The 13,450-nt window shown below is 62.9% G+C and carries 7 protein-coding genes; all 7 read right to left on the bottom strand.

The features are described from left to right. Nucleotides 1–21: 21 nt before the first annotated feature. Nucleotides 22–2,163: an elongation factor G gene (fusA, locus tag AC27VL_RS15200; protein ID WP_100551644.1), complete on the bottom strand. Its 2,142-nt coding sequence runs from the start codon at nt 2,161–2,163 to the stop codon at nt 22–24. 138 nt (nt 2,164–2,301) lie between these two features. After that, complete coding sequence (gene rpsG / locus AC27VL_RS15195) at nt 2,302–2,769, bottom strand: 30S ribosomal protein S7 (RefSeq protein WP_089238997.1); 468 nt, start codon at nt 2,767–2,769, stop codon at nt 2,302–2,304. A gap of 12 nt (nt 2,770–2,781) precedes the next feature. Beyond that, nucleotides 2,782–3,156 (bottom strand): 30S ribosomal protein S12, encoded by a 375-nt coding sequence (gene rpsL, locus AC27VL_RS15190; RefSeq protein WP_025879344.1) that lies wholly within the window; start codon nt 3,154–3,156, stop codon nt 2,782–2,784. Nucleotides 3,157–3,530: 374 nt separating this feature from the next. Next, complete coding sequence (rpoC, locus tag AC27VL_RS15185; RefSeq protein WP_100551643.1) at nt 3,531–7,775, bottom strand: DNA-directed RNA polymerase subunit beta'; 4,245 nt, start codon at nt 7,773–7,775, stop codon at nt 3,531–3,533. An 89-nt stretch (nt 7,776–7,864) separates the two neighbouring features. Next, nucleotides 7,865–12,019: a DNA-directed RNA polymerase subunit beta gene (rpoB, locus tag AC27VL_RS15180; RefSeq protein WP_100551642.1), complete on the bottom strand. Its 4,155-nt coding sequence runs from the start codon at nt 12,017–12,019 to the stop codon at nt 7,865–7,867. Nucleotides 12,020–12,345: 326 nt separating this feature from the next. Then, complete coding sequence (gene rplL / locus AC27VL_RS15175; protein ID WP_025879347.1) at nt 12,346–12,711, bottom strand: 50S ribosomal protein L7/L12; 366 nt, start codon at nt 12,709–12,711, stop codon at nt 12,346–12,348. Nucleotides 12,712–12,774: 63 nt separating this feature from the next. Beyond that, complete coding sequence (rplJ, locus tag AC27VL_RS15170; protein WP_089238991.1) at nt 12,775–13,311, bottom strand: 50S ribosomal protein L10; 537 nt, start codon at nt 13,309–13,311, stop codon at nt 12,775–12,777. Nucleotides 13,312–13,450 lie beyond the last annotated feature (139 nt).

Here is a 13,450-nt window from a genome sequence, read left to right as displayed (position 1 = left end):
TGGAGGACCTGAGCGTTACGCTCAGGCCTTCTTCATGACTTCGTCGGCGATGTTGTTCGGCGCCGGCTCGTAGTGGTCAAATTCCATCGTGAAGGTGGCGCGGCCCTGGGTCTGCGAACGCAGCGAGGTCGCGTAGCCAAACATTTCGCCCAGCGGGATCATCGCGTTGATGATGCTGGCCGAACCGTCACCGGTGGTATCAGAACCCTGCAGAACGCCGCGACGACGGCTGACGTCGCCCATCACGTCACCCTGGTAATCCTCCGGGGTCACGATCTCGACCTTCATGATCGGCTCCAGCAGGACCGGCTTGGCCTTGCGGAAGCCTTCCTTGAAGGCCATCGAGGAAGCGAGCTTGAACGCCATTTCCGAGGAGTCGACGTCGTGGTACGAGCCGAACACCAGCTTCACCTTGACGTCCACGACCGGGAAGCCAGCCAGCGGACCGCTGGTGATGGTTTCGCGCAGGCCCTTTTCGATCGACGGGATGAATTCCTTCGGAATCACGCCACCGGTGATGTCGTTGATGAACAGGAAGTCGTCCTTGATGCCCGGGGCGATCTTCGGATCTGCACGATCGGCATCGGTGATCGGCGACAGCTCGATCACGACGTGACCGTACTGACCCTTACCACCGGACTGCTTGGCGTGCTTGTAGTCCGACTTCACGTCCGACAGGGTGATCGTTTCGCGGTACGCCACCTGCGGCTTGCCGACGTTGGCTTCAACGTTGAACTCGCGCTTCATGCGGTCAACGATGATGTCCAGGTGCAGCTCGCCCATGCCCGAGATGATGGTCTGGCCGGATTCTTCGTCGGTCTTGACGCGGAACGACGGATCTTCCTGCGCCAGACGACCCAGTGCCAGACCCATCTTTTCCTGGTCGGACTTGGTCTTCGGCTCGACGGCCATCGAGATGACCGGCTCCGGGAACACCATGCGCTCGAGGATGATCGGCTGATCCATGGAGCACAGGGTGTCACCCGTGGTGGTGTCCTTCAGGCCCACGGCAGCGGCGATGTCGCCGGCCAGAACTTCCTTGATTTCTTCGCGGTTGTTGGAGTGCATCTGCAGGATACGGCCGATGCGCTCCTTCTTGCCCTTCACCGAGTTCAGCAGCTGGTCGCCTGCATTCAACGTGCCCGAGTAGACACGGAAGAAGGTCAGCGCGCCGACGAACGGATCGGTGATGATCTTGAAGGCCAGGGCCGAGAAGGGAGCCTTGTCGTCAGACTTGCGGCTCATTTCCTTGGTTTCATCGTCAACGTCGGTACCGGTCACGTCCGGCACGTCGATCGGCGACGGCAGCAGCTGGATCACGCCGTCCAGCATGGCCTGCACGCCCTTGTTCTTGAACGCCGAGCCGCAGTACATCGGCACGATGTCGGTGGCCAGGGTGCGCACGCGCAGGGCTTCGATGATCTCGGCCTCGGTCAGCTCATCGCCGCCCAGGTACTTGTCCATCAGCTCTTCGCTGGCTTCGGCAGCCGCTTCGATCATGAAGGTACGGGCTTCGGTCGCTTCAGCCAGCAGGTCGGCCGGCACATCGCTGTACTCGAACTTCATGCCCTGCGAGGCTTCATCCCAATGGATGGCCTTCATCTTCAGCAGATCGACGACGCCCTTGAAGCCTTCCTCAGCGCCGATCGGCAGCTGCATCGGAACGGCCTTGGCGCCCAGCTTCGCCTTCAGCTGGCCGACAACCTTGGTGAAGTTGGCGCCGGTGCGGTCCATCTTGTTGACGAACGCGATGCGCGGCACCTTGTAACGGTTGGCCTGGCGCCACACGGTTTCCGACTGCGGCTGCACGCCACCGACGGCACACAGCACGAAGACGGCACCGTCGAGCACGCGCAGCGAGCGCTCCACTTCGATGGTGAAGTCGACGTGCCCGGGGGTGTCGATGATGTTGAAGCGGTGCTCCGGCAGGGACTTGTCCATGCCCTTCCAGAACGCGGTGGTCGCAGCGGACTGGATCGTGATGCCACGCTCCTGCTCCTGCTCCATCCAGTCCATGGTGGCGGCGCCGTCATGCACTTCACCGATCTTGTGGCTCTTGCCGGTGTAGAACAGGATGCGCTCGGACGTGGTGGTCTTGCCGGCATCGATGTGAGCCATGATGCCGAAATTGCGGTAACGCTCGATGGGAGTGGAACGGGCCACGGGGAGCCTCTCAGATTTCTTGGATTTCGGATGGCCGAACGCCGCCTTTCGGCGGCCTTCGGATTGGCGCAGCCCTTCTGGGGCCGCGAGGCAGCACCGAAATGGTGCTGCCCTGCCTGTTTTACAAGGCCGTCAAACTCACCAGCGGTAGTGGGCGAATGCCTTGTTGGCTTCGGCCATGCGGTGGGTTTCTTCGCGCTTCTTGATGGCGCCGCCACGGTTTTCCGCAGCGTCGATCAGTTCAGCGGCCAGCTTCTTCGGCATGGTGTTCTCACCACGCTTGCGCGCGGAGTCGATCAGCCAACGCATGGCCAGGGCCATCTTGCGCGAGGCGCGCACTTCGACCGGCACCTGATAGGTGGCACCACCGACACGGCGGGACTTGACTTCGACCGACGGAGCCACGTTTTCCAGAGCCTTCTGAACCAGCTCGACGGAATTCGGGTTCTTCTCACCGATCACGTCCATGGCGCCATAGACGATCTTTTCAGCGACCGACTTCTTGCCGCTCAGCATCACCATGTTGATGAAACGGGCGATGGTTTCGCTTCCGTGCTTCGGATCCGGCAGGACTGCGCGCTGCGGCGTATTACCTTTACGAGACATGTGTGCTTTCCCTTAGCTCTTCGGACGCTTGGCGCCGTACTTGGAACGGCCCTGGCGACGCTTGGCAACGCCGGAGGCGTCGAGCGAACCACGAACGGTGTGGTAACGCACACCCGGCAGATCCTTGACGCGACCGCCACGGATCAGGACCACGGAGTGTTCCTGCAGGTTGTGACCTTCACCGCCGATGTAGGAAATCACTTCTTCCTGGTTGGTCAGGCGAACCTTGGCAACCTTGCGAAGCGCCGAGTTCGGCTTCTTCGGAGTAGTGGTGTAAACGCGCGTGCAGACGCCACGGCGCTGGGGGCACTTTTCGAGAGCCGGCGAGGCGCTCTTATAAGTGGTTGCCTGCCGCGGCTTGCGGACAAGCTGATTGATCGTCGCCATCAGTATGTTCTTCTGAGAGAGGCCGAATAAAACCGGCCATGAATGCGGATATGTGCGAGCAGGCGAAAAACCGGCCTGCTGAGACAGACGATTGTAGCAACCTGGCGAAAACGCGGTCAAATGCGCACACGCCAAGCCAGCCCTGATCCCGGGCCGTTACAGGGGAGCCTTCTCCATGCCCCCCGTTCAGGTTGTCGTCCGACCCATCGCTGGGCCGGGCGGCATCCTACCTCATCGAAGGCGAACAGACCAGCAGCCTGTGCCCTCGAGTGCAGTTCCGGCCGGAACCGGTCCTGCGTGATGCTTGTCCGGCAGGGACCGGCCGATGGCCGTCCCCTGCCCGATCGAGGTCCGGCCGGAGCCGGACCCGCCGATCAATCCTCGGCCTGCTCGGCGTCGGTCGATTCCACCACCACTTCCGGTGCTGCCACGGCCACGACGGCCGGTGCAGCAACCGGGGTGCCCGACAGGGTCTGCATTTCCGAATCGGTCAGCCCGCTCGCGTTGCGGCGGCGGTTGGCGTGGTAGGACAGACCGGTACCGGCCGGGATCAGACGGCCGACGATCACGTTTTCCTTCAGGCCGCGCAGGTTGTCCTTGGTGCCGCGGACGGCAGCCTCGGTCAGCACGCGGGTGGTTTCCTGGAAGGAAGCGGCCGAGATGAACGACTCGGTTGCCAGCGAGGCCTTGGTGATGCCCAGCAGGACCGGATCGAAACGAGCGATCAGCTCGTTGCGGGTGGTCAGGCGTGCATTTTCCTCGATGACGCGCTGGCGCTCGACCTGTTCGCCGTTCAGGAACTTGCTGCTGCCCTGATCGGTGATCTCGACCTTGCGCAGCATCTGGCGGGTGATCACCTCGATGTGCTTGTCGTTGATCTTCACGCCCTGCAGGCGGTACACGTCCTGGATTTCCTTGACCAGGTAGGCGGCCAGCGGCTCGACACCCAGCAGACGCAGGATGTCCTGCGGGCTCGGCTCGCCGTCGACGATGGTTTCGCCCTTGGTCACGTGCTCACCTTCGAACACGATGACCTGACGGTACTTCGGAATCAGCTCTTCGTGTTCCGAACCATCGGTGTCCTTGATGATCAGACGCTGCTTGCCCTTGGTGTCCTTGCCGAAGCTGATGATGCCCGAACGCTCGGCCAGCACCGCCGGATCCTTCGGCTTGCGCGCTTCGAACAGATCGGCCACGCGCGGCAGACCACCGGTGATGTCGCGGGTCTTGGACGCTTCCTGCGGGATCTTGGCAACCACGTCACCCACGCCGACGGCAGCGCCGTCCTGCAGGTTGACGATCGAGCGCGGCGGCAGCAGGTACTGCGCCGGCAGGTCGGTGCCCGGAATCGACAGGTCGTTGCCCTTGCCATCGACGATGCGGACGATCGGGCGCAGATCCTTCGCCTGGGCGCCGCGGCGCTTCGGGTCGGTGATTTCGCGCGACGCCAGGCCGGTCAGCTCATCGGTCTTCTCGATGACGGTGATGCCGTCGACGAAGTCGATGAAGCGGATGAAACCAGCCACTTCCGAAACGATCGGGTGGTTATGCGGATCCCAGTTGGCCACGGTCTGGCCAGCCTTGACCGCATCACCGTCCTTGGAGGTGATGGTTGCGCCGTACGGCAGCTTGTAACGCTCACGCTCACGGCCGTGCGCATCGAGCACCGACATTTCGCCCGAGCGCGACACCGCGACCAGCGAGCCGTTGGCATGGGAAACCGACTTGAGGTTGCTGAACTTGACCGAGCCGGTGGTCTTGACGGTGATGTTGTCGACCGCAGCAGCTCGCGATGCCGCACCACCGATGTGGAACGTACGCATCGTCAGCTGGGTACCCGGCTCACCGATGGACTGGGCGGCGATGACGCCGACCGCTTCACCGATGTTGACCAGGTGGCCACGGGCCAGATCGCGGCCGTAGCAGCGACCGCAGACGCCGAAGGCCGATTCGCAGGAGATCGTCGAGCGGACCTTGATGGTCTGCACGCTGGCCTCTTCAAGCTTGGCGACCCATGCTTCGTCCAGCAGGGTGTTGCGGGTGACGATCGGATCTTCGTCGTTGCCCGGCAGGAACACGTCCTCGGCAACCACGCGACCCAGCACGCGATCCTTCAACGGCTCGACCACGTCGCCGCCTTCAACGATCGGGGTCATGATCAGGCCTTCGGAGGTACCGCAGTCCACCTCGGTGATCACCACGTCCTGCGCCACGTCGACCAGACGACGGGTCAGGTAACCCGAGTTCGCGGTCTTCAGCGCGGTATCGGCCAGACCCTTACGGGCACCGTGGGTGGAGTTGAAGTACTCCTGCACGTTCAGGCCTTCGCGGAAGTTCGCCTTGATGGGCGTCTCGATGATCGAGCCATCGGGACGGGCCATCAGGCCACGCATGCCGGCCAGCTGACGGATCTGCGCCTGGCTGCCTCGCGCACCGGAGTCGGCCATGATGTACAGGGAGTTCATCGACTTCTGGTCGATGGTCTCGCCCTTGGCATTGATGACCTTCTCGGTACCGATGGTGTCCATCATCGCCTTGGCGATGCGCTCATTGGTGCGCGACCAGATGTCGACCACCTTGTTGTAGCGCTCGCCGGCGGTGACCAGGCCCGACTGGTACTGCTCCTGGATTTCCAGCACTTCGGCTTCGGCCTCGGTGAGGATGCCCTTCTTCTCGTCCGGGATCAGCATGTCGTCGATGCCGATCGAGACGCCGGCACGGGTCGCGTAGGCGAAGCCGGTGTACATCAGCTTGTCGGCGAACACGACCGTGTCCTTCAGACCCAGCTGGCGGTAGCTGGAGTTGATCAGGCGGCTGATGTTCTTCTTGGTCAGCTCGGTGTTGGCCAGCGCGAACGGCAGGCCTTCCGGCAGGATTTCAGCCAGCAGGGCGCGACCGATGGTGGTATCCACGATCGAGGTCTTGCTCTGCTTGTTGCCTTCCTCGTCGGTCACCACCTCGGTGATGCGGACCTTGACGCGCGCGTGCAGTTCCACCACGCGGTTGTCGTAGGCGCGCTTGACTTCGGCGATGTTGGCGAAGGCCATGCCCTCGCCCTTCTTGTTTTCCAGCGAGCGGGTCATGTAGTACAGACCCAGCACGACGTCCTGCGACGGCACGATGATCGGCTCGCCGTTGGCCGGCGACAGGATGTTGTTGGTGGACATCATCAGCGCACGCGCTTCCAGCTGGGCTTCCAGCGAGAGCGGCACGTGGACGGCCATCTGGTCACCGTCGAAGTCGGCGTTGAACGCGGTGCAGACCAGCGGGTGCAGCTGGATGGCCTTGCCTTCGATCAGGACCGGCTCGAAGGCCTGGATGCCCAGACGGTGCAGGGTCGGCGCACGGTTCAGCATCACCGGATGCTCGCGGATGACCTCTTCCAGGATGTCCCAGACTTCGGCTTCTTCGCGCTCGACCAGCTTCTTGGCGGCCTTGATGGTGGTAGCCAGGCCACGACGCTGCAGCTTGGCGAACACGAACGGCTTGAACAGTTCGAGCGCCATCTTCTTCGGCAGGCCGCACTGGTGCAGGCGCAGGTACGGACCGACCACGATGACCGAACGGCCCGAGTAGTCGACGCGCTTGCCGAGCAGGTTCTGACGGAAGCGACCCTGCTTGCCCTTGATCATGTCGGCCAGCGACTTCAGCGGGCGCTTGTTGGTGCCGGTGATGGCACGGCCGCGACGGCCGTTGTCCAGCAGCGCATCGACCGATTCCTGCAGCATGCGCTTTTCATTGCGCACGATGATGTCCGGCGCGCTCAGTTCGAGCAGGCGGCGCAGGCGGTTGTTGCGGTTGATGACGCGGCGGTACAGGTCGTTCAGATCGGAGGTCGCGAAGCGGCCACCATCCAGCGGAACCAGCGGACGCAGGTCCGGCGGCAGCACCGGCAGGACGGTCATGACCATCCACTCCGGACGGTTGCCCGATTCCAGGAAGGCTTCGATCAGCTTGATGCGCTTGGTCAGTCGCTTCAGCTTGGTTTCCGAACCGGTGCTGGCGATCTCTTCGCGCAGGCGGGTCATTTCCGACTGCAGGTCGATGGTGCGCAGCAGTTCGTACACGGCCTCGGCGCCCATGGCGGCGTCGAAGTCGTCACCGTGCTCCTGGCGGGCCTGCAGGTACTGTTCTTCGGTCAGCAGCTGGCGGCGCTCCAGGGCGGTCAGGCCCGGCTCGGTCACCACGTAGGCTTCGAAGTACAGCACGCGCTCGATATCGCGCAGGGTCATGTCCAGCATCAGGCCGATGCGCGACGGCAGCGACTTCAGGAACCAGATGTGCGCGACCGGCGAAGCCAGGTCGATGTGGCCCATGCGCTCACGACGCACCTTGGCCAGGGTCACTTCGGTGCCGCACTTCTCGCAGACCACGCCGCGGTGCTTCATGCGCTTGTACTTGCCGCACAGGCACTCGTAGTCCTTGACCGGTCCGAAGATGGCGGCGCAGAACAGGCCGTCACGTTCCGGCTTGAAGGTACGGTAGTTGATGGTTTCCGGCTTCTTCACTTCGCCGAAGGACCACGAACGGATCAGGTCCGGCGAAGCCAGCGCGATCTTGATCGCGTCGAAGTCCAGCGTCTGGCGCTGCTGGTTGAAGAGGTTGAGCAGGTCTTTCATGGTGTTCTCCAGAAGGAGGAATGCTGTGTCGATGGGCTTTCAGTTGACTGCCAGCGGCGCGGCGGCGTAGACCGCCGCGCCGGCATGGATCAGTTGTCTTCCAGTTCCATGTTGATGGCCAGCGAGCGGATTTCCTTCACAAGCACGTTGAAGGATTCCGGCATGCCCGCGACCATCTCGTGCTCACCGTCGACGATGTTCTTGTACATCTGGTTGCGGCCCTGCACGTCATCGGACTTCACCGTCAGCATTTCCTGCAGGGTGTAGGCCGCGCCGTAGGCTTCCAGCGCCCAGACTTCCATTTCACCGAAGCGCTGGCCGCCGAACTGCGCCTTGCCGCCCAGCGGCTGCTGGGTGACGAGCGAGTACGGACCGGTCGAACGGGCGTGCATCTTGTCGTCGACCAGGTGGTTCAGCTTCAGGTAGTGCATGTAGCCCACGGTGGTGTGGCGATCGAAGGCTTCACCGGTGCGGCCGTCATACAGCTGGGTCTGGCCACTGCTCGGCAGGTCGGCCAGTTCCAGCATGCGCTTGATTTCCGCTTCGGTGGCACCGTCGAACACCGGGGTGGCCATCGGCACGCCGTCGAACAGGTTGCGGGCCAGGCGCAGCAGTTCCTCGTCGCTGAACTGCGACAGGTCGACACGGTTGGCCACGTTGGTGTCATCGTGGTTGTAGATGTCGTCCAGGAACTTGCGCAGGTCGGCGACCGCCGCCTGGGCTTCCAGCATCGCCTGGATCTTGCGACCCAGACCCTTGGCAGCCCAGCCCAGGTGCACTTCCAGGATCTGCCCGATGTTCATACGCGACGGCACGCCCAGCGGGTTCAGCACGATGTCCACGGTTTCGCCCGAGGCCATGTACGGCATGTCCTCGACCGGCACCACGTTGGACACCACACCCTTGTTGCCGTGGCGGCCTGCCATCTTGTCGCCCGGCTGGATGCGGCGCTTCACGGCCAGGAACACCTTGACCATCTTCAGCACGCCCGGAGCCAGGTCGTCGCCGGCGGTGATCTTGCCGCGCTTGTCGGCGAAGCGACGCTCGAATTCCTTCTCGTGCGCCTGGATCTGCTTCTGTGCGCGTTCGATGGCTTCGGCAGCGTCCTCGTCCTTCATGCGCAGCACGAACCAGTCGGCCTTCTTCAGGCCATCCAGGTAGGCGTCGGAGATGACGTCGCCCTTCTTCAGGCCCGCGCCACCGTTGACCACCTTGCCCACGATCTGCGAACGCAGACGCATGTAGATGGCTGCTTCCAGGATGCGGAACTGGTCGTCGAAGTCCTTCTTGACGCGCTTGATTTCAGATTCTTCGATCTGACGAGCGCGCTTGTCCTTCTCGATGCCATCGCGGGTGAAGACCTGCACGTCGATGACGGTGCCGTCCATGCCCGGCGGCACGCGCAGCGAGCTGTCCTTCACGTCCGAAGCCTTCTCGCCGAAGATCGCGCGCAGCAGCTTCTCTTCCGGGGTCAGCTGGCTTTCGCCCTTCGGGGTGACCTTGCCGACCATGATGTCACCAGCGCGGACTTCGGCACCGATGTACACCACGCCGCTCTCGTCCAGACGGTTCAGCGCCTGCTCGGAAACGTTCGGGATGTCGGCGGAGATTTCCTCCGGCCCCAGCTTGGTGTCACGCGCAACGCAGGTCAGCTCTTCGATGTGGATCGTGGTGTAGCGATCCTCTTCCACCACGCGCTCGGAGAGCAGGATGGAGTCTTCGAAGTTGTAGCCGTTCCACGGCATGAAGGCGATCAGCATGTTCTGGCCCAGGGCCAGTTCACCGATGTCGGTGGACGGACCGTCAGCCAGCACGTCGCCACGCGCCACCACGTCGCCCACTTCCACCAGCGGACGCTGGTTGATGCAGGTGTTCTGGTTGGAGCGGGTGTACTTGATCAGGTTGTAGATGTCGACGCCGGCATCGGTCGCGTCGGTGATTTCCACTTCGTTGACCTTGACCACGATGCGGGCGGCATCGATCTGCACGATCTCGCCACCACGACGGGCATTCACGGTCACGCCCGAGTCACGCGCCACGGCGCGCTCGATGCCGGTACCGACCAGCGGCTTCTGCGCACGCAGAGTCGGCACAGCCTGACGCTGCATGTTCGCGCCCATCAGTGCGCGGTTGGCGTCATCGTGCTCCAGGAACGGAACCAGCGCAGCCGCGATCGACACGGTCTGCATCGGCGAGACGTCCATGAAGTGGACTTCCGCCGGCGGCTTCAGCAGCGATTCGCCCTGGTAACGGCAGGGAACGAACTGCTCGGTCAGCACGCTGTTGGCATCGGTCAGGGCGTTGGCCTGGGCGATGACGTACTCGTTTTCTTCGATGGCCGACAGGAACTCGACTTCGTCGAAGACCTTGCCGTCCACGACCTTGCGGTACGGGGTCTCGAGGAAACCGTACTGGTTGGTGCGTGCGTACACGGCCAGCGAGTTGATCAGGCCGATGTTCGGGCCTTCCGGCGTTTCGATGGTGCAGACGCGGCCGTAATGGGTCGGGTGCACGTCGCGCACTTCGAAGCCGGCGCGCTCACGGGTCAGGCCGCCCGGGCCCAGGGCCGAGACGCGACGCTTGTGGGTCACTTCCGACAGCGGGTTGTTCTGATCCATGAACTGCGACAGCTGCGAGGAGCCGAAGAATTCCTTGATCGCCGCAGCCACCGGCTTGGCGTTGATCAGCTCCTGCGGGGTCAGGCCTTCCGACTCTGCCATCGACAGGCGTTCCTTGACCGCGCGCTCGACGCGGACCAGGCCCACGCGGAACACGTTCTCGGCCATTTCACCGACCGAACGCACGCGACGGTTGCCCAGGTGATCGATGTCATCGACCACGCCACGACCGTTGCGGATCTCGGTCAGGACCTTGATCACTTCCAGGATGTCCGAGCTGTCGCCGTGGGCGGCAACCAGGCGCTTGGACTCTTCGTCGTTGCGCTCGCCGTAGTACTTGCGGTCGTACAGCACGGCTTCGCCGGTGGTTTCCTTGCGGCCCACGCGACGGTTGAACTTCATGCGGCCGACTGCGGACAGGTCGTAGCGCTCGAAGGTGAAGAACAGGTTGTGGAACAGGTTCTGCGCAGCATCCTTGGTCGGCGGCTCGCCCGGACGCATCATGCGGTAGATCTCGACCAGGGCTTCCAGCTGGGTCTTGGTCGGATCGATGCGCAGGGTGTTGGACAGGTACGGGCCACGATCCAGGTCGTTCACCCACAGGGTGCCCACTGCATCGACGCCGGCCTTGCGGAAGTTCTGCAGCTGCTCGTCGGTGATTTCGTCGTTGGCCTGGGCCAGCAGTTCACCGGTCGAGGCATCGACCACGTCGTGCGACAGGATGCGGCCGACGATGTAGTCGTCCGGCACGGCCAGGGCGGCGATGCCCGAGGCTTCCAGCTGCTTGATGTGGCGCGCGGTGATGCGCTTGCCGGCTTCCACGATGACCTTGTCGCCATCGGCGAGGTCAAAGCCCAGGGTTTCGCCGCGCAGGCGCTCCGGCACCAGCTCCAGCTGGACGCCTTCATCCGGGTTGATGTGGAAGGTGTTGATCTCGAAGAACTCGGCCAGCATCTCTTCGTTGCTGTAGCCAAGCGCACGCAGCAGGATCGACACCGGCAGCTTGCGGCGACGGTCGATACGGGTGAACAGCGCGTCCTTCGGGTCGAACTCGAAGTCCAGCCAGGAGCCGCGGTAAGGAATGATGCGGGCGCTGTACAGCAGCTTGCCCGAGCTGTGGGTCTTGCCACGGTCGTGGTCGAAGAACACGCCCGGCGAGCGGTGCAGCTGCGAGACGATGACGCGCTCGGTGCCGTTGACGATGAAGGTGCCGTTGTCGGTCATCAGCGGGATTTCGCCGAGGTAGACCTCCTGCTCCTTCACGTACTTGATGGCCTTGGTCGACGACTCGCGGTCGTAGATCACCAGGCGCACGGTCACGCGCAGCGGCGCACCGTAGCTCATGCCACGCTGACGGCACTCACGCTCGTCGAAGACCGGATCGCCCAGCTTGTAGCCGACGTATTCCAGAGCAGCATTGCCGCTGTAGCTGGCGATCGGGAAGACCGACTTCAGTGCAGCGTGCAGGCCGTGGTCCGTGCGCTTGGCCGGATCGACGTTTTCCTGCAGGAATTCACGGTAGGAATCCACCTGGATGGCGAGCAGGAACGGCACTTCGAGAATCGAACGCTGCTTGCCGAAATCCTTGCGGATACGCTTTTTTTCGGTGAACGAATAGGACGTCATGAGGTCTTCCACCTTGTTGTGCGAGTCGTGCGCCCACGACCCGAAGGGAACTTGAAATTGTCAGTTGGAAGTCGCTGGTATTGCCGGCACCAGCACGCCTTCTCCCGCTACTTCCAACTGCCAACTCGTCTGCATCCACTCCCCCGCCGCCGCGCTTTGCGCTGGCCGACCAGGGTTTGACCGCAGCCCGTGTTGGGCTTTTTCACCGTATTTCCGTAGAACCGCGCCACGATTGGCTGGCCCTACAACAACGACCAAAGGCCGGGGGCTTACGCCCCCAGCCTTGGCTGCATCGCCGGATTTCGATGGCGACGCAATGGAAGTGCTTACTTGACTTCGACAGTCGCGCCAGCAGCTTCCAGGTCCTTCTTCATCTTCTCGGCTTCGTCCTTCGAAGCGTTGTCCTTCAGGACGCCGCCGGCTTCGGCCAGGTCCTTCGCTTCCTTCAGGCCCAGGCCGGTGATGGCGCGGACGGCCTTGATGACTTCGACCTTCTTGTCGCCAGCGGTCTTCAGGGTGACGACGAATTCGGTCTGCTCTTCAACGACGGCAGCCGGGCCAGCCACAGCAGCGGCGACCGGAGCAGCGGCGGAGACGCCGAACTTCTCTTCGATGGCCTTGACCAGCTCCATCACTTCCATCAGGGACTTCTCGGCGATGGCGTCGACGATCTGTTCGTTGGTAAGGGACATGATAATTACCTTTGGATGTTTTTCTGGATTGAGGTTCCGTCAGGAACCACGATTAGTCGAAACTCAGGCGGTCTCGGCGGCCGGTTCAGCAGCGTCGGCGGCGACGTCGCCACCATTCTGCTTGTCGCCGATTGCCTTGATGGCGCGGGCGAACATCGTGACCGGCTCGGTCAGGACGCGTGCCAGCATTGCCAGGGCCTGGTCGCGGGTCGGCAGCGAGGCCAACACGTCGACATGGCTTGCCGGGAACACTTCGCCGCCGATGGCGACGACCTTGGCCTGCAGCTTGTCGTTGCCCTTGGCGGCATCCTTGATCAGGCGACCGGCAGCGCCGGGCTCCTCAAGCGAGAACGCGTACAGCAGCGGACCAACGAGCTTGTCCTGTGCACATGCGAACTCGGTGCCTTCAACAGCACGCGACGCCAGGGTGTTCTTGACAACTTTCAAGAAAACGCCGGTTTCACGAGCCTGCTTACGCATCGCGGTCATCTGAGCGACCGTGGTGCCAGCGTATTCGGCTGCGATCAAGGAGTGGGCCTTGGCGGCGATGTCTGCCAGCTCCGCGACTACTTCTTGCTTCTGGGACAGATTGAGAGCCATTGCACTCCTCCGATTGAACTCCGCTTACGGCTCCTGCCGTGTGCGGTCCTGTGCGGCATCCGTCCTGGACGCCGGGAACATCGGAATGATGTTCCGGGGGGTGGGCCGTTCTAGACCTGGAGTGGGCCAACCTGGGTAA

The sequence above is a fragment of the Stenotrophomonas sp. 14P6.2.3 genome (genome assembly GCF_057799055.1).
The sequence above is the reverse complement of the archived record's forward strand: the minus strand, read 5'-3'. Positions and strand labels throughout refer to the sequence as shown.